Genomic DNA, 19,543 nt, shown 5'->3' with positions numbered 1-19,543 from the left:
ATCAGTTCATCTGATCGATTTTGGCTTTAACTCTCAACACTTTGTCGGCGTAGTTCGGGTCAGTTGCGTATCCAGCGCTATGAATGCCTTTGATAAAGTTCTCTGAGCTGCCTTGATGTTGAAGCGCGGTTTGGTAACGAGGATTCTCATTTAGGAACTTCACGTAGTCGTTAAAGCTCTCTTCAAAGTTAGCGTATGAACGAAATGAAGCTTGCTCTTTTACCGCTGTCTTTCCGTGGAACTCTATCGTTTGAGTCGCAACCTTATCGCCTTTCCAACTACGATCAGCCTTGATGTTGAATAGGTTATTACTGTTACCCAAAGAGTTTTTCACCATCTTAGAGCCCCAGCCTGTTTCGAGAGCGGCTTGAGCAAGAAGTAGTGATGAATCAACACCCAGAGCACGCGCTGCTTTTTCAGCATACGGACTCATTGAGACAACGAAGGACTCTGGTGAGTCGAACGAAACAGGCTGTGCCGTCACGTTTGCCACTGTCTCTGGACGTTCTGTTCTATCCACTTTCTTAGAGTATTTAGGACGCTCAAGTGCAGGATCAAACCCTTCTTGGCGAACCTTAGTTTCTTGATTGTCAGAACCTTGTCCAGCACTAAGCTGAGCAACAATCATATCTGCCAAGCCCAATGAACCCGATGCGCTCAACTCACTCGACATCTGATCATCCAACATCTGACGATAAAACTGTTCATTCTGACTGTTGAGCATGTCTGACTTGAAGCTAGAGTTGGCATCACGCATCGACTTAAACAGCATAGAAGTAAAAATGGATTCAAACTGTTTTGCTGCGGCTTTAAGCGCTTCTTGTTCACTGCCCTCTTCACCATTGACCGCTTGTTGACGAAGTCGATCAAGACTGCCGATGTCGTGAATAAAGCCGATGTCGTTGTTGTTCTTAATCATGCCCCCCCCCCTTAGATAATGATCAACTGGCCTTCAATCGCACCCGCTTGTTTCAGGGCTTGAAGGATTGCCATTAAGTCAGAAGGAGCCGCACCCACTTCGTTGACCGCTCTTACTAGGTCGTCCAGAGTCAAACCAGGTTCAAACTTAAACATTTTACCGTCACCTTCCGTGACTTCGATGTCTGAGTCAGGAACAACAACGGTTTGTCCGCCAGAGAAACCATTTGGCTGACTAACGCTTAAATTCTCTTTGATTGCTACCGTCATACCACCGTGAGTCACAGCAGCTGAACGAAGACGTACGTGCTTCCCAACAACAATGGTACCGGTACGAGAGTTAACAATGATCTTTGCTGAGCCCTCTGCAGGGTCAAACTCAACATTTTCAATCGCAGATAGGAAAGCGACACGCTGGCTAATCTCACGCGGTGCACGAACTCGAACTGAAGTCGCGTCTACAGCGGATGCCATCTGTGGTCCAAGGAAGTTGTTCACCGCGTCAGCCATACGCTGAGCAGTTGTAAAGTCAGACTCAATTAGATTGAACGTAATGTAATCACCACGACCAAATGGTGTTGGGATCTCTTGCTCAACCGTCGCACCACTCGAAATAATACCGACGTTCGGGTTGTTACCGACAATCTTAGAGCCATCGTTACCTTGTGCGCTGAAACCACTCACGACTAGGTTACCTTGCGCTACGGCATACACTTGCCCATCAAGACCTTTCAGGAAAGTTTGCAGTAGCGTACCACCACGCAAGCTTTTTGCTGAGCCGATAGAAGACACGGTGACGTCAACGGTTTGACCTTGTTTAGAGAAAGCAGGAAGCTCTGCAGTAACAATAACCGCTGCCACGTTTTTGGTTTTTGGTTTAGTGCCGGGTGGCAATTGGATGCCAAAATTTTGCAGCATCGCGTTAAACGTTTGATCTGTAAAAGGTGTTGTTTCGCCAGTACCCGGCAAACCCGTTACCAAACCATAGCCAACCAATTGGTTACTACGAACACCTGCAACTTTTGCCACGTCTTTGATACGAGCGGCATGAGCAGTGGTGGCAAGAAATAACATGCCGAAAAGTACAAGTGCTAGCTTTTTCATGGGAGTAACCTGTCTCTATTGCTCTGATTTACATTAAGTTTCTTCTAAATCCAATACCGTTTATTGATGGTCAAACAATCGGCACTGTGATTATCGCTATAGAGCTACATTAAAAAATCGTGCCAAGAATCCAGGCTCTTGCATATCTTGTTGTACGCCAGTACCGGAATATTGAATTCGAGCATTGGAAACACGGTTAGAAGCGATGGTGTTATCAAAGCCGATATCGTCCGGACGGATCGTGCCGCTTAATCGGATGTATTCATCGCCGGTATTCAGCGTCATCCATTTTTCACCTCGTACCACCAAGTTCCCATTAGCCAACACCTCAATCACTTCAACGGTAATGTAGCCGCTGATACTGTTACTTTGGTTAGCCGACGCATCACCAGCAAAGGTGTTGGTGTTGCTTAGATCGTAAGAGAAGTTGTATTTGTCGATAGTCAGCTCTTGCCCACCGACAGCCAATGGCTCCATTGATGAGTCGTTCGATTTAGACATATCCGCGTTAGCTTTTTTAGTCGCACGCGTGTTTTCATCAAGCGCCACAGTAATGATGTCACCGATACCGCGTGGCTTAGAGTCATCGTACATACTGCCAATATGGTTGACATTAAATAGCGACCCCGTCGCTGCTGCGTAATGTTCGGGTTTCTGCTTAGGATGGATTGGTGCCCAAGCCGGATCACCCGCTATTGGATCAGTACGACCACGTAATGTGTCTACGATACCAGAGCTCTCTTCACTCGACTTATCACCCTCTACCGCATCGACCACAGTGGTGGCATTTTGTTGTTCTGGCGTTTCGATAGGCTCCAGCATGCTACAGCCAGTCATCGAAGCTAGCAGGGCTAAACAAAAAATACGTTTCATGGTGATCCTCTCTCAGTCAGCAGCAGGGATAATTACACGTTACTTAATCTAACGATTAAAGTTGTTGGTTAACAAAGCTCATCATCTTGTCTACTGATGAGATCACTTTTGAGTTCATTTCGTAAACACGCTGAGCTTCAATCATGTTGACCAGCTCTTCGGTTACATTTACGTTAGACGTTTCCAACATCGACTGGCGAATGTTGCCTAAGCCATCAAAACCCGGTACACCCTCTTGCGGATCACCACTCGCGCCCGTCGGCAGATAGAGGTTCTGACCAACAGGTTCAAGACCGCCTGGGTTTACAAAATCAGTAATCGTAATCTGACCAACAACGACGTTGTTCTGCTCACCACGAATACGCACTGAAACTTCACCATCGTTACCGACAGTAATCGAAATTGCATCTTCAGGAATAACGATTTCTGGTTGTAACGGGTAACCTTGACCTGAAGTGACGATTGCGCCGTCGCCATTCAATGTGAATTGACCATTGCGGCTGTAACCTGTCTCACCATCTGGCATTTCAACTTGGAAAAAGCCGTCACCCTCGATCATCATATCTAGGCTGTTGGTTGTCGTTTGCGCATTACCGTGAGTGTGCACTTTTTGCGTCGCGACCACTTTAGAACCTGCACCCAACATTAAACCACTTGGCAGTTCAGTGTTTTGAGACGATTGACCGCCTGGCTGATTGATATTTTGATAGAACAAATCTTCAAATACGGCACGGCTCTTTTTGAAGCCAACCGTTGATGCGTTAGCAAGGTTGTTTGAAATTGTTGAAATATTGGTTTGTTGGGCGTCTAAACCCGTTTTACTTACCCATAATGCTGGATGCATAGTATTTTCCTTTAAATTCTATTAGCTCATACGAAGCAGTGAATCAGACGACTTGTCCATCTCTTCTGCTGTGCTCATCATCTTGACTTGCATTTCAAATTGACGCTGTAGGTCAATCAAGCTTGTCATTTCACCGACGGCATTCACGTTACTGCCTTCGATGGCACCAGTCAGCAGCGTAACGGCTGCATCAGCTTCGTATGCCTGATCTGGGTTTTTCGAACGGAAAAGACCATTCGTATCTTTAAATAGGGTTTGATTATCTGGGCGAACCATTTTGATGCGATCGACAACGGCAAGTTCTTCAGCTGGAGCGCCTTGAGGAATCACCGAAATCGTACCGTCTGTACCAATTTCAACTTTGCTTAGTGGGATTGGTAAGGTAATCGGTGCGTCGTTTTCACCAAGAACAAGATGACCACTGCCGTTAGTCAGTAGACCATTCTGATCAATCTTAAGGTTACCGTTACGGGTTAAACCTTCACGACCAGAATTGTCCATTACCGAAATCCAACCATCACCTTGAATAGTGACGTCTAAATCACGGCCAGTCGTCACAACGCTGCCTTGCTCAAAATTATGGCCCGGGCGCTCTGTCATGCTGAAAACACGTGTTGGCATACCTTCACCGTACGCTTGCATTGAACGAGCTTGTGCTAGGTCAGCACGAAAGCCTGTTGTACTTACGTTAGCGAGGTTGTTGGCACGTAGCTGCAAAGCTTGCATATTTTGCTTTGCGCCACTCATGGCTAAAAACAGTGCGCGATCCATAATTTTGCTCCAAAAATCATTATCTAGAGCCAATAAAGCAATCACTGTGCCAACTATTAAATAGCGTTTATAATCAGAGGGTTAATACGATAATAAGGAATCACAAAGATCAAAGTGATCCTTTCTGCCAGGGGGTGGCAAGAACAAACGTTACCGCGCGGCAATTGAGGCGGCAAATAGATAGGCAAGCAACAATACCCAATTCAAACGGATTGAATTGGGTATTCGCAGATGATTCAGACCAAGAAGGTATTAACGAATCTGAAGAATATTTTGCTGTAGTTGGTTGTGAACTTCTAGAGAACGCGAGTTCGCTTGGAAGTTACGTTGAGCAGAAATCAGATCCACCAGCTCTTGAGTCATATCGATGTTCGATTGCTCAAGTGAGCCATTGTTGATTCCACCAAATGAACCCTTGTTAGATTCACCCCAGATTTTATCACCTGAGTAATTAGTAGAATCCCACTGAGTGCCGCCCTTTTTATCTAGACCTTGCTCGTTAGGAACACGTACTAGACCAACACGACCTAGCATTACGTTTTCACCGTTTGAGTATGTACCTAGAACACTACCGTACTCATCGAAGTCAACCTTAGTTAGGAAGCCTGTTGTTGCGCCGTCTTCATCGAATTTTGTCAATTCAAACGGTGCTGCAAACTGCGTCGAAGAGTCTAAACCAAAGTTCAGTGTTTGTGTTACATCCGCGCCATTTAGGTTCACCGGTACGGCACCCGCGCCTAACGCTTCAGACACAATTGGCTGACCATTGTTTAGGCTTGCTAGAGTGCCGTCGTTGTTAAAGCGCATCGTATGACCGATATGACCCGTCGCGTTTGTCGCATCACCACCAGCAATGTTCAATGGCTTCTCACCTTCACTATCTGTCATAGTGTAGTAAGTCTGCCATGTGTTTGGCTGGGTTTGGTCTTTCAGGTAGTAAGTAGTTAGCTTGTAAGACTGACCCATAGAATCGTAGACCGTTGAAGAGGTCGCACGGTTATAAGTATCTGCATCATTGAAGTTAAACGCAGCCGGGTCTTTTAGATCACCGTTTGCAGGTAAGTTGACACCCACTTCAATATTTTCAGTCTGTTTTGGCTTACCAAATTCAGCTGGAATCGCCAGCGGCTTCGGTGCGTAAGATAGAACTTCTCCCGAAGTTGGATCAACATCGTAACCTAGAAGAAACTCATCGTTAGAAGTAACCATGTAGTTATCTTTGTTTAGGTGAAATGCGCCATTTCGTGTCAGTTCGTTGATCTCAGGTACCATACGGTCTTTTGCCACAGCGAAGAAGCCTGTGCCACTTACACGTAAATCCATTGGGTTGTTGGTATAAATACTTGAACCTTCGTGGAACTGCTGAGCAACTTTATTCGCTTGAGCACCACCACCCGGAGTGGTTTTGCCGTTCGTAAATAGAGAGCTTGAGTAAACATCACCAAACTCAGCACGCGACTCTTTAAAGCCAAATGTGTTTGCGTTGGCAATGTTGTTACTTGTTGTGTTCAGATCTAATTGAGCTGCGGATAGACCGCTTAAAGCTACATATGACATTCCAATATTCTCCTAATCTATCTAGCCAGCATATTCACTCTATCTTGAGCTACGCTTTGCCAACTTCTAGTACTTCAGCAAGTCGTACTGGCGATGTGAAACCAGCCAGATTGAGTAGTACGTTGCCATCACCTTTGCCAAGAAGCACACTGTTCACGTTCGCATACGTCGATACTTGGAACTCTGCGCTCTCTCCATCCAGTAAACCAGCCGCTTTCACGTTGTATTTACCAGCAGGCAATGGGTTGCCGTCTTCGTCTTTTCCGTCCCATTCAACACGTGTGTCACCTGCAGGCTTAGAGCCGACATCAAAGGTACGAACCAATTGGCCCACTTCGTTCTCAACACGGATCATTAAGTTATCCATAGCTTGAGGAAGTTTTACCATTGCCGCCATGCCACCATCACCGGCTTTGACACCTGCCGCACCAGGAACCAGCACATCACGCCCTACTAACGAAGAAGCCTGAAGTGCTTGGTTAGATGTCATCGATGAATTCAAGCTTTCAAACTGTGTATTCATTTTGCCAATGCCATCTACGGTCGCAAATGAAGCCATTTGCGCAATCATCTGGTCATTGCTGACCGGCTTAAAAGGGTCTTGCTGAGCAAGCTGCTTGGTCAATAACGATAAGAAGTCTTCTTGTTTAAGATCTTGCTTACCTGTTGTTTCATCAGGCTTTTTGCTGTCTTGAAGATTTTTAAGCTGATCAACATAGGACAAGCCGCTTTGACCAACATTATTGATTCCGGCCATATGCTACCTCCTTATCCTTATTGACCCATCTGCAGCGTACGCAGCAGCATTTGTTTACTTGAGTCAGCAACCTGTACGTTTGTTTGGTACGCACGTGAAGCTGAAATCATGTTTGCCATCTCTTCCATAACATTGACATTCGGCTTGTAGATGTAGCCTTCGTCGTTTGCTAATGGGTGATCAGGGTTGTACTCCGCGCTAAGCGGCTTATCACTTTCTACGATACCTAATACTTTCACCGGCACGGTGTGACCGCTGTTACGTGCCTTACTTAACTCAGCGCCGAACACTGCATGGCGCGCCTTGTAAGTCTCATCAGCTGAGCTGCTTACACTGTCCGCGTTAGCTAGGTTACTTGAGGTCGTGTTTAGACGAACAGATTCAGCACTCATCGCAGAACCAGTCACATTGAATACATTAAATAAGCTCATCTAATTATTCCCCTTTAATCGCTTTAGTTAAGTTCTTGAATTTACTTCCTAAGAAGTCTAGAGAGGCTTGATGCCTGATTTGGTTTTGCATGAAAAGGTTTCGTTCCAAATCCAAATCCACCGTGTTGCCATCTCCTGTATCAGGTTGAGTAGGAATACGATACTTAGTTTCCCCATTCACCGTCGTTGAGGCAGAAATATGCCGACCGTCCGTGCGGCTAAGACCAATGCTTGCCCCAGAACTTGCCGCCTGCAGTGATTTTTTGAAGTCTAATCCTTTTGCCTTGTAACCAGGCGTGTTTGCTTGCGCGATATTGGTGGAAAGCACCTCAGCGTTGCGCTCACGTACACCAACTGTGTGTTGATGAATGCCTAATGCGTTGTCAAAAGAAATAGCCATGTAAACCTCAACTCAAGAACTGACTGTTATGAAATAACCAAAGCAATATGTATACCAACTTTTCAAGCCAATAGAACAATGAATGCTTTTTATCGGTTACTCGCTGTTTAGCCTGCAATTTACAAGCCAAGAGTAGAGTAAATTGGAATGTCACTCTGTTCTAAAGATATACCGAGCGGGGCAAAAAAGAAAACCCAGCGCGATAGCTGGGTTTGATAAGAAAAACTGGCGGGTCTATATGCTTGCTATGACTTAAGCTTATAAATGATGCCCGGGTTGCAGCGTACCATCTCAAAACGGTCAGTCAGACCAGTCAAAGACTCCGAAGCACCTAACAGTAGGTAACCACCAGGATTAAGGCTATTAGCCATCTGATTTAGCACTTTAGACTTCATGTCTGGCGAAAAGTAAATCAATACGTTGCGACAGAAGATAATGTCGAATTTACCTAACAGTGCGTAGCTATCCATTAGATTTTGCGGACGGAAGTTAACCATGCGCTTCACATTATCTTTAATCTTCATACGGCCATCACCCGCATCTTCAAAGAAAGTACGGCGACGTTCAGGCGACAGGCCACGACCTAACGCTAGATTGTCGTACACACCAGCACGACACATATCGAGCATGCTCGCGGAGATGTCTGTGGCTGTGATCGAAACATTTGGCAGCATACCTGGCTTACGAGCTTGAGTCTCAAGCACAGTCATTGCCATTGAGTACGGCTCCTGACCAGAAGAGCTTGCCGCAGACCAAATCTTGATAGGACGCTTGTTTGCCGCTATTTCCGGAAGAAGTTTATCCGCAAGCACCGCAAACGGGTAAGTATCTCGGAACCAAAGTGTCTCGTTGGTCGTCATGGCATCAACTGCCGCCACGCGCAACTCGCGGTTTCTACCCGTTACCACATCTCTCAATAAATCAGACAGAGACGCCAATTTAAATTTTGTAACTAAAGGACTAAGGCGACTGCGTACAAGATATTGCTTGCTATCACCGAGTACAATGCCACATTGAGATTCTAAAAAGCGGCTAAAATCACGATACTCTTGATCACTAATTGTTATAGCAGTCATTAATGTCTCTTTTTTATTCAGTTAACGCGGACTTAACCGCTGAACCAAGCTCATCTGGGTTAAATTTCGCGATAAATGAGTTCGCACCCACACGCTCAACCATTGCTTGGTTAAATACACCACTCAAAGACGAGTGCAAAATTACATATAGGTCTTTTAATTCTGCATGACGGCGGATTTCTGCAGTCAGTGTGTAACCGTCCATCTCGGGCATCTCGATATCCGAGATAACAAGAGAGATCTGGTCGTAAATGCTGCCCTCTGCCGACATCTGCATCAGTTTCTCGTAAGCTTCTTTACCATCTTTAACAGCAATCACTTCGAAGCCTATCGATTCAATAGCTCGCTGTACTTGCTTACGGGCAACTGTCGAATCGTCCGCAATCAGAATGCGTCTAACTAGTGGTTTCTCTTGCTCAACTTCTGCAATCTCTTCAGCAATTTTGCTGTCCATTGTTTCGTCAACCGGAGAGATCTCTGCAAGAATTTTCTCGACATCCAGAATTTCAACCAATTCGTTATCGATGTTAGTTACCGCCGTCAGGTAGTTCGCCTTACCTGCGCCATCAGGTGGCGGCAAGATTGACTCCCAGTGCATATTGATAATTCGCTCAACAGAGCTTACCAAGAAGCCTTGAATAGTACGGTTAAACTCAGAAATTACAACAAAACACTTTTCTACGTCTGTTGTTGGGCGACCGCCAATCGCTAAGCTCAAATCGATAACCGAGATGGTTTGACCACGAATGTGCGCAATCCCTTTGACCAATGGGTTTAAGTTCGGCATTAAAGTCAACTTAGGACACTGTAGTACTTCTTTAACCTTAAATACGTTAATACCATAGCGCTGACGCCCCATTAAGCGAAAGGTTAGTAATTCTAATCGGTTTTGACCGACGAGTTGCGTACGCTGATTCACTGAATCAAGAATACCCGTCATGAGCGCATCTCCATATCAAACTATTTTGATTAAAAAGTGTTAGTCTACTACAGGCTACGAACCATTAGAGGAACAGAATGACGTATCATAACTCAAATCTGCAACCATTTTCCATAACAACATGTAGAGCTTTTTTTAAAATTGTCGCTAAGTTTATCGGCATTATATCAATATTGTTTAGTTTTTTTGTACAAGGTGCGACATCAGAACAAATTGAGGCGATTCAAACTGCGGCTGAGCAGCATATTCTCGACACAGTTGAGCAACCTATGGGCGGTGAGCTCTTGGTTCAATCCGCCAATGTAGACTCTAGGATCAAGGCAACAGATTGCCCCACCCCTTTAGAAACTAGCGCCTCTACCGCTGCCAACACTCGTAGTAGCATCACCGTCCTTGTGCAGTGTATCCCTGATGAATGGCGAGTGTATATCCCGGTTCGACTCTCTATTTCCGCACCGCTGGTCACAGCAACAAGAACCATCGCACGGGGTGAGATTATCGGCCAATATGATGTCACTACCGCTATGATTTCACTTCACCAATTTCGTCGCCAAGGCTATACCCTTCCGGAACAGGTCATCGGAGCCAAAGTGAAAAAGAACCTGCGCCCTGGTGATGTTATTGAGAGAGGTGATATTTGCGTCGTTTGTCGTAATGAGAAGGTTATCATACAAGCGGTTAAAGGTGGCATGACCATTACAACCAAAGGCACTGCCTTAACAGATGGTTCAACCGGTGATCAAGTGAGAGTGAAAAATGATAAATCACAGCGTATAATTGAAGGTATTGTTACCGATATGTCGGAAGTGACCGTTCATTTCTAATGAGTGAAATCGGACGCTCATATCATAAGCAGGATGCAGCCCATCTCGGCATAGAAGATTTGTTGCTTTGTTAACACGCCGCCCTGCCAAAATGATACTCTATTAGAGAATGCAACAATCGAGTTAAAAATCTCTAAAGTAATTGAACCGGCGGCCGATAGCGACTGTACAGGTTCCCATATTCGTAGATAAAGGCTCAACTATGGCAGGCATTGATAATATTCGTTCAGGCCAAACCCTAACGACAACTAACCGCTCAGCGGCGCGTACTGATACTAGCAGTTCGCAAGCTTCGAGCTCTGAAGTGTCGGCAAAGCCCGCAAGTAAAGATGCGGTATCGCTAAGCCAACAAAGTAAAGCTATTGGTCAAATGCACCAAGATATGGCTGCACAACCAAGCTTTGACCAAGTAAAAGTCGCAGCGATTAAAGAAGCTATCGCAAACGGCTCGTATACTGTTGACCCAGAAAAACTGGCTGACAACATGATCAAATTCGAAAACGAGCTTAAAGGCCTATAAGTCCGTTTTGCGTTCAACTGACTATTAAGCGTGATTAGGTTTTAGTATGGCAGCACTCGCAGACTTAGTTAATTTTCAACTTCAAAGCGCCCAAGCTCTCTCTGAACTACTGAGTTCGGAAAAGAGCGCTATTACCAGTAGAAAATCAAGCGAGATTGAACGTATTGCTAAAGAAAAAGTCGTGCTGGTTGAACAGTTAAAAAATACCGACCAGAGAATCGCAGCGCACACTAATGTAGCCGAGCTAAGCGAGAAGCCAGAGCTTGTCGAACTCGTCGCCCAAATCCGCTCTATTATTCACGATTGCCAACAAGCAAACCTTGTTAATGGTGAAGCACTCAACCGTGCACACCTGAGCTTCAACAAACTTAGCAACATGATGCAGCAAAGCCACGGAAAAATAGGCATGACATACAATGCCGGAGGACAGACGCACACCATATCTACGTTAGGAACCAACGTAAAAGCGTAGCTCTACTTTTCCATTCGAGTGACACACTCACCGCTTCAATCATTGAGCTTAGTCTCAACTATCAAATTGACTAAAGCCACTAAAAATAGAAAAGCGGCAAGTATCCAATACTTGCCGCTTTTTGCGTGAAACTTACTTTTTGCGTGAAACTGAATGTGGTTCTCTGCCGCTTACCATCTGGAAAGCCAGCAGCAGAGTTCATTATCAGTCGAGTAACGCTAGAAAAGTGTTTGTTGTCTCTTTTCTGGTACGGCTTGAACCTCACCGTAATCGCGCAGTTTATCCATTTTCTTGATATCAAGCTGCAATTCAGTCACGTAGCTGTCGCCCACTGGGTAACTGCGTACCACTTCTGCACCTCGAATAACACCATCCACCGCGCCTGAAGTCAGTTCAGTACCTAAACGTTGGTCTTCAAGCTCAGCACGACCACTAACGCGCATACCATAGACCTGCTCTGCCAACTCACGATACGCATCAATCTTTGACGCACGCATCGCTCGAATGCGCTTCTCTTCATCGTTACGCCCTTTTTGTTCGCTGATGCTTGCGTAACCAACCGCTACCAAGAAATCGTCTGGTCGCATACTTTGCAAAGGTTGGCAGCCAACAAGTAATAAAGCCGCGAGTAAAAACATCACCTTCTTCATGACAGGCTCCTATGGGCGAAGAATAACCGTGTACGGTTGTTTAATTGTTGGATCTGAACGAATGATTACACCGTCTTGAGTGCGGATACTATTCAATGTATCTAAGTCACGACCAATACGGTCTGCAGGCAAGAAACCTTGCGCCGACGCGACAACAATACGCGTTTGCATACCGACTACACGAGCATTAACTAGCACACCGCCTTCTTGACGCAGCATAGTACCTGTCAGAACATATTGAACATCTTGCTCTTGCGCCAAATCTTTCCAATCTCGACTTAAAGCAAAATCCCCTTGCTGAGTCACCTGAATCGATCCCGTTGTTTTAAAGTCTACCACTTTAAAGCCACGACGCTGAAACTGATGGATAAAACCTTCAGAGACGGAATTTCCTAACCAGTTGGTCGAGTCCATATGTTGCAAATCAACAAACGAGGTGACGGCGATAGGTGTACGTGCCGATACGCTGGTGTTGGATAGGATCAAATCTTCGGTCATACTCTCTACAAAGTAGTCCATTGTATGACGCGGACTATCCATTAACATAAACTGACTACCCGAATACTCAGTCTTACCGTTATAGATAGGCGAATAAGCACATGATGTAATTAGCATTACGCTGATTACTACAAGCCATTTTTTCATCGTGTTCTCTCCAGATGTTTTAGTACCAGACTGTGCAACCTATTCTCACCACTCTTTCCTCTAATGGATTACAATGTTGGAACAGTCTTTGCTTTTGATTAATTGTTCAGATTAATAAAAGCAGCACTCAAATCAGCAGTTCGCTTCTGATAATTTGTTAAGCAATATTTATACCCAACTGGTAACAAATAGATGAAAAAAATATTTTCCACAATATTTTCAATAGGTTCGCTGCTCACCATGACTTTCAGTGCTCATGCTTCATGGTTTGAAGTTACCGGTACAGCGGCGATAGTCGCGTCTGAGGATGCGGCAAGAGTTCATGCCCTTGAAGATGCCGTTTATAAAGCGATGCAGTTCTCTGGAGGTGATATTGGTAGTATCGCTAACCTAACGCCCTATCTACAGCCAGGGCAAAAAGAGTATCAATTCACTAACCACGAAGTGAGATACATCCTCGTCGAAAAAGAGAGAAAGCGCAGCGGCAACATCATGATCACCGCCCGCATCGACATTTACCCTTCGGCAAATGGTTGCCATGAAAGTCAGTATAAGAAGACATTTTTGGTCGGCAACGTTGACCTCGCGTCTCCGCAACAAGCGGTAATGGGTCGAGTTTATAACATTGGCGACGACTTCAGCCACGTCATTAATCGCCAGCTATCTCAAGAGTCTCGCAGTTTTGTTTCCGTTGGTACCACCGATTACGAGATAGACCGACGCCAGCCAGAGACACTGAAAATGATCGCGCAAGACCATGGAGCGCAATACGTAATCGGCGGCACCATCACCGATTTAACGGCAACCATCGAGTCTAAACTCCTGCAAGACGATGTGATTAACCGTCAGTTTGCTTTAGAGATGCAGGTGTATGACGGCAAAACTGGCCATCAAGTTTACAACCGCAGTTATCGTGAAGTGGCAAAATGGCCTTTCCCGAAAACCAGTGAGGTGGATACCAAGAGTGCACGTTTCTGGGCATCAACCTATGGCAGCATGATGTTGCGAGTAAGCCGAAATATTATGCTCGATTTAGAGTCGGAAGTGTCTTGTAAAATCACTCTTCCGGAGGTGGCTGCCGTATTTGGCAATACCGTGACAATGGATTTAGGTCGTTTACATGGCGTTCAAAACGGCGACAAGCTTCAACTATGGCACACTGGGTCGTTTATCGATCAAAATGGCCTGCCTCGCAACAAGGTATCTAAGAGTGACATCACCCTTACTGTGACTCGTGTTTACGAGAACGAAGCTGAACTGACCATTGATCAACCTAGCTTAACGGGTAGCATTCAAATTGGCGACGTGATGCAGAAGTTAATGTAAGACCTTAAAATATATAACAAAGCCCTGAAGTAGAGTTCAGGGCTTTATTTTTTCCGCTCAATCGGTTTCTGTTTTTCTGATATTTGGCGTAATCTTACTAATAACATAACCATCAATTAGTAAGCTATGAGTGAGAATAACCTGATTGGAGCCACCGGTTACCGCTTCATCTCAAAAGGCAAGACGGCATACAAAATCCATATCCACACGCCTGACGATACAGTTCTGCATCGGTCGGTTGGGTTTGTGCGACTTGGAGAAGAGAAGGCACTTAAAAAAACCATCAAACTACGTGATGAACTCGGTAAACAGTTATGGGGGAAATTCTGGGGCAAGGTGCTCAAAGACCCATACCTAATGACGCGACTCCCACACAGCCTAGAACCTAAAATCGTATTCAAACCCAATCCAACTCAAAGCGACCCTGAACATCGCGACGAATGTTATATTGCTAAGTGGCGCGTGTTTACCGAAAACGGTGAGTATAAATATCGAACTAAAGTCTGCTCAATTAGAAAACATGGCCGACTAGCCGCATACAGCCAAACCAAGCGAGCGTTACTGGAAGCACACAAAGACGTAATTGATCTCTTGGTATTCATGGGACGCCTAAACAGCATTGACCTCAAGTAGTCACACACCACTGCAAACCATGATACCTCTCCTAACGCGATGTCTTACCAGAAGCAGGGCAATGTGCAACCAGCCATAAAAAAACAGCGACCGGGATCGCTGTTTTTTGTATCGAGGTAAATCACTAAGCCTCTTGGCACAACTCCGCTAGAGCAGACAAGCGTCGCTGAGACTCTTTGACATATGGGTTCGACTCATCCCACGCGTAACCAGCCAAAATAGAACAAACCATCTGCTTGATCTTAGGGTTCGGTTTTTCATAGAAAATCACGTCCTGCAGCGAACCCGAATACCAACCTTCGACATAAGTTCGGAATGTATCCACCCCTTTCATCAAAGGCTGGGCATACTCCTTGTCCCAATCCACTGCTTCGCCATTGACATGTCTAGCCACGCAATCTACGGCATATTCGGCAGACTTCATCGCAATTGTCACACCAGAAGAGAACACCGGATCAAGGAACTCACCTGCATTCCCGAGCAGAGCATACCTGTCAGTGGCTAGGTGTTTGACGTTGGCTGAGTAACCGCCAATCTCACCTGCCGGATTAGAGTACTCGGCTTGGCTTAAAATATTGGCCAAACCCGGCTCTTCACGAGCTACCTGCTTAAGCAGCGCTATCTTATCTTCTGGGTAGTCTTCGAAAAAGCTTGGTTCGCCCACGACACCAAATGAAGAGACACCATTACTGAATGGGATTAACCAATACCATACGTCAGGGTTAGTTGGATGAACAGAAATAAGGATTTTGTTCCTGTCGTATTCTAAGCCATGTTCCGCCGACTCGATGTTATCGTGAATGTGGGTAAACACTGCCTTGCGAGGTGGCAAGCACGACGGCTCCTCTAGATTTAACATCTTAGGCAGCACACGACCAAAGCCGCTGCCGTCTAGTACATAGTCAGCCTCGATTTGGTACAACTCTTCGTCTTCTGGTTGAACATCCAAAATAGCGTGCTGGTCAGTAAAACGAATATCGATAAGCTCGTGCTGGTAATCAATAGCCACGCCTTGCTTTTGCGCCTCGTCGGCAAGTACTTTATCAAAAGTGGCGCGCTGAACTTGGAACGTGGTGCCTGGGCCTTTCGAGAGCTTATCTTGGAAATCAAAGGCGGTATACACACCGCGCTTACGAAATGCAGCCCCATCTTTGTATTGGAACTGGGCGGACTTGACAGCTTCTGTCATTCCGGCTTGTTCAACGACTTCCATACACGCTGGTAATAGACTTTCGCCAATAGAAAAGCGAGGGAAAACACTCTTCTCGATCACGCGAACGTCTATCCCTTTTTTATGGAGTAGAGCCGCGGCAATTGAACCTGAAGGGCCGGCACCGATAACTACTACTTGAGTCTTTATTTTTCTCATTACTGTCATCACCAAAATTAAATGTTAAGCGGCTTTTAGTTCAAGGAGCGTATGTCCTAGCCCGATATCATCGGTGCGAGTCACCACTTCAAACCCTGCTTCAGCGACAATCTCTAAGAAATCTTCACTGCGATAGAAGCGGCTATTTCCGTTGGCTAAGCAGGTGAAGTACAGCGATGTCGCATTCAAGCTATAAGAGGCTGCATCGTATTTTTGCGCATCCCAGAATAGCTCCAGAATATAAACTGTCGCCTGTTCTGACATATGTGAACGAACTCGCTTCAAGATGCTTAAGATCTCCATCGGAGAAAAACAGTCTAAGAACTGACTCATCCACCACACATCCGCCCCCGTTGGCAGCGCTTGTTGCTTATCCAGCATATTGGCAGGATAAGGGGTAATTCGGTCTTCAAAGCCTTGCTCTTTGACATTAGCCATCGCCATCTCTAACTGCTGCGGCAAATCAACAATCGTGATTTCAACATCCGAATCATAACCGCAACACTGCAGTGCCCACTTACCGGTATTTCCACCAATATCCACCAGCGATTTAGGCTGCTTTTGAAAGACTTTTTCCAGCAAAATTGGGAATGAGCGATCCGAATAAAAATGATCAAACTTAAACCAACTCTCTTTCGCTTGTTGAGGCAGTTGAGACAACCCTTGATAGATCGTCTCCCACTGGCCCAACTCTTTCAGCCCTGCCGGGGTGCCCTTTTGGATGGCTTTAGTCAGATGCATCATAGCGGCGTAACAAACATCCGCTGTAAAATCCATATTCGCTTCAGTCATACCATCATGCAGCAGATAAAAGCCAAGATTTGCGATTCGATAATTTGGCTTATCCCACAGCACAATGTGCGCACTTAACGCCATATCGAGTAGGACTTTAACACCGTATTCAGATACACCAGTTCTAGTCGAAATATCATTAGCGTTTAAACCTTGTTCACCTGCGTCATCAAGGGCTTTAAGTATCCCTAAATCACGCAGTGTACGTGCAGTGTGGAACACTATCGGCGCGAAAGAGAGCTTCTGAGCCTCTGTTTTTGCTTCAAGTGCATTGAATGGATCTAAATTATAATTGGACACAAAAAACCTTAACTTATTCTTTATAAAACTATTCAGCGGCCATTTGCGCTAGCTTTCGTTTAATATCAACGTTCAGGTTATTGACCCAACGGTTGTAGTTGCGATGAATTTCACCGTCGTCGTATTTTAAGTTCTCTGACTCGACATACAGAATCGAATAGAATTTATCGCTGTAAGGAATTTCAACAACCGCATGGTGAGAGCGAACATATAACTCTGCTCGAATAAGACCAGGCTTCACCTCAGAAACCAACCAGCCGCGATCAACTGCCGACTCATAAATCGCTGATCTTACCTGTTTACTTTGAAGATTATGTGCAACTGGAGTATCCTCAACGTTCATAACTGGCTGTACACGACCACAGCCTGCGAGAACCAAAACGAATAACATTGAAGCGGCAATTTTGAATAATTTCATTGTATTTCCTTACCTATATTTGTGTTTAACTCGCATAGTATTTAATTAGACCCAATTCAAATCAATACTCTATGTCAAATCAATCTCATTTAATGTCGTTCAATATTGAAAAATGGTGTGCAAATTCTCCTGGGCTCACGACTCAACAGGATTGGCAGGCATGGAGTGCAATAATGCAGTGGCCACAAGAGACGACCACTGACTTCAAAACAATTCCTCCGATGATGCGTCGCCGCATGAGTGTTCAAAGCAAGCTTGCTGTGCAAACCGCACTAACACTACTTGAAGGCAACGATATCCATTTCTTAGTCTTTGCCAGCCGTCATGGCGAACTGCACCGAACCGTCACATTGGTTAAATCAATTTTAGAGGGTGAAGACGCCTCTCCAATGGCCTTTTCTCAATCCGTGCACAACACCGCTGCCGGGCTGACAACAATTGCCGCGAAAGCGCCGCTTCCTCTGAGCTCGATCGCTTCTGGTGTGGATACATTCCATAATGCACTCATTGAAGCCTATCTCTATTTGAGTCAGCATCCTGAGCATAAAGTGATGGTCATCGATTTCGATCAACCTCTACCTGAGCTATATAAAGAGTACGAAACCCAGGTTTATTCTGACTACGCACTAGGATTGGTGTTGAGCCAAGGAACTGAATACTCTCTCAGCAGAGAGACCTCAGATATTGAGTTACAGGAAGTCGCGCTTCCACAAGGTTTGCTGTTTCTCCAGCACTACCTAAAAAAACAATCCAATTGGACAATCCCAGGTAAACGTCAAACTTGGTTGTGGAATAAACATGGCGAATAAACTGAATCAATACTGGCGAGTATTCGCCACTGGGCTGTGCTTTTCGATTTTTGGCTTGGGCGGTTTGGTTCTGAGCTTTATCATTCTGCCGCTGTTTGCGATCACCACATCCAATACCATCCAACGTGAACTCAAAGCACAGCGTTTAATTTGTCTCACGTTTAATGCGTTCTGCCGAATCATGAAATTCACTGGCGCCATTGACTACCGCATTGATGGAATTGAAACGCTACAGCAAGATCGCAACTGCATCATTGTCGCTAACCACCCAAGTTTAATTGATTATGTCCTTATCGCATCTCAACTGCCACAGTGTGATTGTCTAGTTAAGGCCGCGATTTGGGAAAACCCGTTCATGAAGCGAATTGTAAAGGCTGCAGGTTACATCCCTAACCAAGCGCCTGATGACCTTCTTGAACGTTGTGAAGAGCGTTTCTCTCGTGGCAACGTGTTGTTGATATTTCCAGAGGGAACACGCACTACGCCCGGCGTCACTCCTTCTTTACAGCGTGGTGCCGCGCAAATCGCCACTCGAACAGAGACGGATCTACGCGTCATTCACATCACGGTCACGCCCTCATTTCTCACAAAAGAGAAGAAGTGGTACCAAGTTCCTTCAACGAAACCCTTTTTTCATGTCTCAGTCAAAGGTAAAATAGAGGTGACACCGTTTATTGAGAGCTCAAATAATCTAACTTCTGCGGCAAGGCGCTTAAACCGGCATCTTGCGGAAAACATTTTTCCCGAGCAAGAACAATAAGCCTCTCATCACCCTTTTGATTTGAGTAAATGTGCTTCTATTCGATCGCACAGACTCGCATGTATATAGACAAGTAGGCCAAAGTGGAAACATTACATAACGAACTAAAACAGCTGATCATTGATGCTTTAAACCTTGAAGATATGAGCATTGATGAAATTGAAACTGAAGCTCCACTATTTGGTGATGGTTTAGGTCTAGACTCGATTGATGCACTTGAGCTTGGCCTGGCAATTAAGAAGAAATACAACATCGTGATTGACGCTGATGATTCAAACACACGTCAGCACTTCGCTTCTGTTGCTAATCTAGCAAACTACATCACATCGCAAACGAACAATTAGAAAGATTTCC

The 19,543-nt window shown here is 45.3% G+C and carries 24 protein-coding genes; 8 read left to right on the top strand and 16 right to left on the bottom strand.

Going from position 1 to position 19,543, the window contains the following annotated elements:
- Position 1 precedes the first annotated feature (1 nt).
- The 11 genes from flgJ to AC6I7V_RS03775 all read right to left on the bottom strand — a co-directional run bounded on the left by flgJ (position 2) and on the right by AC6I7V_RS03775 (position 9,671).
- Entirely contained in the window at positions 2-919 is a 918-nt protein-coding gene (flgJ, locus tag AC6I7V_RS03825) for a flagellar assembly peptidoglycan hydrolase FlgJ (RefSeq protein WP_498011362.1), read from the bottom strand.
- A gap of 11 nt (positions 920-930) precedes the next feature.
- The gene (locus AC6I7V_RS03820; protein WP_261882728.1) at positions 931-2,022 is read right to left on the bottom strand and encodes a flagellar basal body P-ring protein FlgI; all 1,092 of its coding nucleotides are present in this window, start codon (positions 2,020-2,022) and stop codon (positions 931-933) included.
- Between the two features lie 96 nt (positions 2,023-2,118).
- Positions 2,119-2,895, bottom strand: a complete 777-nt coding sequence (gene flgH / locus AC6I7V_RS03815) for a flagellar basal body L-ring protein FlgH (protein WP_255231206.1) — start codon at positions 2,893-2,895, stop codon at positions 2,119-2,121.
- 55 nt (positions 2,896-2,950) lie between these two features.
- Complete coding sequence (gene flgG / locus AC6I7V_RS03810) at positions 2,951-3,739, bottom strand: flagellar basal-body rod protein FlgG (protein WP_032550127.1); 789 nt, start codon at positions 3,737-3,739, stop codon at positions 2,951-2,953.
- A 21-nt stretch (positions 3,740-3,760) separates the two neighbouring features.
- Complete coding sequence (flgF, locus tag AC6I7V_RS03805) at positions 3,761-4,510, bottom strand: flagellar basal-body rod protein FlgF (RefSeq protein ID WP_255231207.1); 750 nt, start codon at positions 4,508-4,510, stop codon at positions 3,761-3,763.
- Between the two features lie 252 nt (positions 4,511-4,762).
- A complete protein-coding gene (flgE, locus tag AC6I7V_RS03800; RefSeq protein WP_255231208.1) occupies positions 4,763-6,067 on the bottom strand; it encodes a flagellar hook protein FlgE in 1,305 nt (434 codons plus the stop codon).
- A 49-nt stretch (positions 6,068-6,116) separates the two neighbouring features.
- Positions 6,117-6,824, bottom strand: a complete 708-nt coding sequence (gene flgD, locus AC6I7V_RS03795) for a flagellar hook assembly protein FlgD (protein WP_255231210.1) — start codon at positions 6,822-6,824, stop codon at positions 6,117-6,119.
- Positions 6,825-6,841: 17 nt separating this feature from the next.
- A complete protein-coding gene (flgC, locus tag AC6I7V_RS03790) occupies positions 6,842-7,255 on the bottom strand; it encodes a flagellar basal body rod protein FlgC (RefSeq protein ID WP_032550123.1) in 414 nt (137 codons plus the stop codon).
- Positions 7,256-7,259: 4 nt separating this feature from the next.
- Positions 7,260-7,655: a flagellar basal body rod protein FlgB gene (gene flgB / locus AC6I7V_RS03785; RefSeq protein ID WP_004736175.1), complete on the bottom strand. Its 396-nt coding sequence runs from the start codon at positions 7,653-7,655 to the stop codon at positions 7,260-7,262.
- 245 nt (positions 7,656-7,900) lie between these two features.
- Positions 7,901-8,731, bottom strand: coding sequence for a protein-glutamate O-methyltransferase (locus AC6I7V_RS03780; protein WP_255231214.1), 831 nt, complete (start codon positions 8,729-8,731; stop codon positions 7,901-7,903).
- Between the two features lie 13 nt (positions 8,732-8,744).
- On the bottom strand, positions 8,745-9,671 hold the full coding sequence (locus AC6I7V_RS03775) for a chemotaxis protein CheV (RefSeq protein WP_498011361.1): 927 nt from the start codon (positions 9,669-9,671) through the stop codon (positions 8,745-8,747).
- A gap of 77 nt (positions 9,672-9,748) precedes the next feature.
- On the opposite strand from AC6I7V_RS03775, the gene flgA reads away from it, so the two are divergent.
- The 3 genes from flgA to AC6I7V_RS03760 all read left to right on the top strand — a co-directional run bounded on the left by flgA (position 9,749) and on the right by AC6I7V_RS03760 (position 11,487).
- On the top strand, positions 9,749-10,495 hold the full coding sequence (gene flgA / locus AC6I7V_RS03770; RefSeq protein WP_498011360.1) for a flagellar basal body P-ring formation chaperone FlgA: 747 nt from the start codon (positions 9,749-9,751) through the stop codon (positions 10,493-10,495).
- Positions 10,496-10,697: 202 nt separating this feature from the next.
- Positions 10,698-11,015: a flagellar biosynthesis anti-sigma factor FlgM gene (flgM, locus tag AC6I7V_RS03765; RefSeq protein WP_255231218.1), complete on the top strand. Its 318-nt coding sequence runs from the start codon at positions 10,698-10,700 to the stop codon at positions 11,013-11,015.
- A 46-nt stretch (positions 11,016-11,061) separates the two neighbouring features.
- Entirely contained in the window at positions 11,062-11,487 is a 426-nt protein-coding gene (locus AC6I7V_RS03760) for a flagella synthesis protein FlgN (protein WP_255231220.1), read from the top strand.
- A 218-nt stretch (positions 11,488-11,705) separates the two neighbouring features.
- Here AC6I7V_RS03760 and flgP read toward each other — a convergent pair whose 3' ends face one another.
- Together flgP and AC6I7V_RS03750 are read right to left on the bottom strand one after the other, a co-directional pair.
- On the bottom strand, positions 11,706-12,137 hold the full coding sequence (gene flgP / locus AC6I7V_RS03755; protein ID WP_255231221.1) for a flagellar assembly lipoprotein FlgP: 432 nt from the start codon (positions 12,135-12,137) through the stop codon (positions 11,706-11,708).
- Positions 12,138-12,146: 9 nt separating this feature from the next.
- Positions 12,147-12,782, bottom strand: coding sequence for a FlgO family outer membrane protein (locus AC6I7V_RS03750; protein ID WP_255231222.1), 636 nt, complete (start codon positions 12,780-12,782; stop codon positions 12,147-12,149).
- Positions 12,783-12,974: 192 nt separating this feature from the next.
- Here AC6I7V_RS03750 and AC6I7V_RS03745 point away from each other — a divergent pair, with 192 nt between their 5' ends.
- A complete protein-coding gene (locus tag AC6I7V_RS03745; RefSeq protein WP_498011359.1) occupies positions 12,975-14,108 on the top strand; it encodes a flagellar assembly protein FlgT in 1,134 nt (377 codons plus the stop codon).
- A gap of 126 nt (positions 14,109-14,234) precedes the next feature.
- Positions 14,235-14,741, top strand: a complete 507-nt coding sequence (locus AC6I7V_RS03740) for a Fe3+-citrate ABC transporter substrate-binding protein (protein ID WP_255231225.1) — start codon at positions 14,235-14,237, stop codon at positions 14,739-14,741.
- Between the two features lie 124 nt (positions 14,742-14,865).
- On the opposite strand, the gene AC6I7V_RS03735 is transcribed toward AC6I7V_RS03740, so the two are convergent.
- The 3 genes from AC6I7V_RS03735 to AC6I7V_RS03725 are packed head-to-tail and all read right to left on the bottom strand — an operon-like array spanning position 14,866 to position 17,620.
- On the bottom strand, positions 14,866-16,110 hold the full coding sequence (locus AC6I7V_RS03735; RefSeq protein ID WP_498011358.1) for an NAD(P)/FAD-dependent oxidoreductase: 1,245 nt from the start codon (positions 16,108-16,110) through the stop codon (positions 14,866-14,868).
- 24 nt (positions 16,111-16,134) lie between these two features.
- The gene (locus tag AC6I7V_RS03730; protein ID WP_498011357.1) at positions 16,135-17,202 is read right to left on the bottom strand and encodes a methyltransferase; all 1,068 of its coding nucleotides are present in this window, start codon (positions 17,200-17,202) and stop codon (positions 16,135-16,137) included.
- 28 nt (positions 17,203-17,230) lie between these two features.
- A complete protein-coding gene (locus AC6I7V_RS03725; protein WP_255231228.1) occupies positions 17,231-17,620 on the bottom strand; it encodes a hypothetical protein in 390 nt (129 codons plus the stop codon).
- A gap of 71 nt (positions 17,621-17,691) precedes the next feature.
- Between AC6I7V_RS03725 and AC6I7V_RS03720 the strand changes: the two genes are divergently transcribed.
- From AC6I7V_RS03720 to AC6I7V_RS03710, 3 genes are all read left to right on the top strand, one after another.
- Entirely contained in the window at positions 17,692-18,429 is a 738-nt protein-coding gene (locus tag AC6I7V_RS03720) for a beta-ketoacyl synthase chain length factor (protein ID WP_498011356.1), read from the top strand.
- Entirely contained in the window at positions 18,419-19,189 is a 771-nt protein-coding gene (locus AC6I7V_RS03715; protein WP_255231230.1) for a lysophospholipid acyltransferase family protein, read from the top strand. Before AC6I7V_RS03720 ends, AC6I7V_RS03715 begins: the two co-directional genes overlap by 11 nt.
- 83 nt (positions 19,190-19,272) lie before the next feature.
- The gene (locus tag AC6I7V_RS03710; RefSeq protein WP_032550101.1) at positions 19,273-19,533 is read left to right on the top strand and encodes a phosphopantetheine-binding protein; all 261 of its coding nucleotides are present in this window, start codon (positions 19,273-19,275) and stop codon (positions 19,531-19,533) included.
- The last annotated feature ends 10 nt before the right edge of the window (positions 19,534-19,543 follow it).

Source organism: Vibrio sp. KUL70 (assembly GCF_059725515.1).
The sequence above is the reverse complement of the archived record's forward strand: the minus strand, read 5'-3'. Positions and strand labels throughout refer to the sequence as shown.

Excerpts from the sequence above, each read along its gene's own strand:
- flgJ (WP_498011362.1), bottom strand. The coding sequence starts at position 919 with ATGATTAAGAACAACAACGACATCGGCTTTATTCACGACATCGGCAGT.
- AC6I7V_RS03820 (WP_261882728.1), bottom strand. The coding sequence starts at position 2,022 with ATGAAAAAGCTAGCACTTGTACTTTTCGGCATGTTATTTCTTGCCACC.
- flgH (WP_255231206.1), bottom strand. The coding sequence starts at position 2,895 with ATGAAACGTATTTTTTGTTTAGCCCTGCTAGCTTCGATGACTGGCTGT.
- flgG (WP_032550127.1), bottom strand. The coding sequence starts at position 3,739 with ATGCATCCAGCATTATGGGTAAGTAAAACGGGTTTAGACGCCCAACAA.
- flgF (WP_255231207.1), bottom strand. The coding sequence starts at position 4,510 with ATGGATCGCGCACTGTTTTTAGCCATGAGTGGCGCAAAGCAAAATATG.
- flgE (WP_255231208.1), bottom strand. The coding sequence starts at position 6,067 with ATGTCATATGTAGCTTTAAGCGGTCTATCCGCAGCTCAATTAGATCTG.
- flgD (WP_255231210.1), bottom strand. The coding sequence starts at position 6,824 with ATGGCCGGAATCAATAATGTTGGTCAAAGCGGCTTGTCCTATGTTGAT.
- flgC (WP_032550123.1), bottom strand. The coding sequence starts at position 7,255 with ATGAGCTTATTTAATGTATTCAATGTGACTGGTTCTGCGATGAGTGCT.
- flgB (WP_004736175.1), bottom strand. The coding sequence starts at position 7,655 with ATGGCTATTTCTTTTGACAACGCATTAGGCATTCATCAACACACAGTT.
- AC6I7V_RS03780 (WP_255231214.1), bottom strand. The coding sequence starts at position 8,731 with ATGACTGCTATAACAATTAGTGATCAAGAGTATCGTGATTTTAGCCGC.
- AC6I7V_RS03775 (WP_498011361.1), bottom strand. The coding sequence starts at position 9,671 with ATGACGGGTATTCTTGATTCAGTGAATCAGCGTACGCAACTCGTCGGT.
- flgA (WP_498011360.1), top strand. The coding sequence starts at position 9,749 with ATGACGTATCATAACTCAAATCTGCAACCATTTTCCATAACAACATGT.
- flgM (WP_255231218.1), top strand. The coding sequence starts at position 10,698 with ATGGCAGGCATTGATAATATTCGTTCAGGCCAAACCCTAACGACAACT.
- AC6I7V_RS03760 (WP_255231220.1), top strand. The coding sequence starts at position 11,062 with ATGGCAGCACTCGCAGACTTAGTTAATTTTCAACTTCAAAGCGCCCAA.
- flgP (WP_255231221.1), bottom strand. The coding sequence starts at position 12,137 with ATGAAGAAGGTGATGTTTTTACTCGCGGCTTTATTACTTGTTGGCTGC.
- AC6I7V_RS03750 (WP_255231222.1), bottom strand. The coding sequence starts at position 12,782 with ATGAAAAAATGGCTTGTAGTAATCAGCGTAATGCTAATTACATCATGT.
- AC6I7V_RS03745 (WP_498011359.1), top strand. The coding sequence starts at position 12,975 with ATGAAAAAAATATTTTCCACAATATTTTCAATAGGTTCGCTGCTCACC.
- AC6I7V_RS03740 (WP_255231225.1), top strand. The coding sequence starts at position 14,235 with ATGAGTGAGAATAACCTGATTGGAGCCACCGGTTACCGCTTCATCTCA.
- AC6I7V_RS03735 (WP_498011358.1), bottom strand. The coding sequence starts at position 16,110 with ATGAGAAAAATAAAGACTCAAGTAGTAGTTATCGGTGCCGGCCCTTCA.
- AC6I7V_RS03725 (WP_255231228.1), bottom strand. The coding sequence starts at position 17,620 with ATGAAATTATTCAAAATTGCCGCTTCAATGTTATTCGTTTTGGTTCTC.
- AC6I7V_RS03720 (WP_498011356.1), top strand. The coding sequence starts at position 17,692 with ATGTCAAATCAATCTCATTTAATGTCGTTCAATATTGAAAAATGGTGT.
- AC6I7V_RS03715 (WP_255231230.1), top strand. The coding sequence starts at position 18,419 with ATGGCGAATAAACTGAATCAATACTGGCGAGTATTCGCCACTGGGCTG.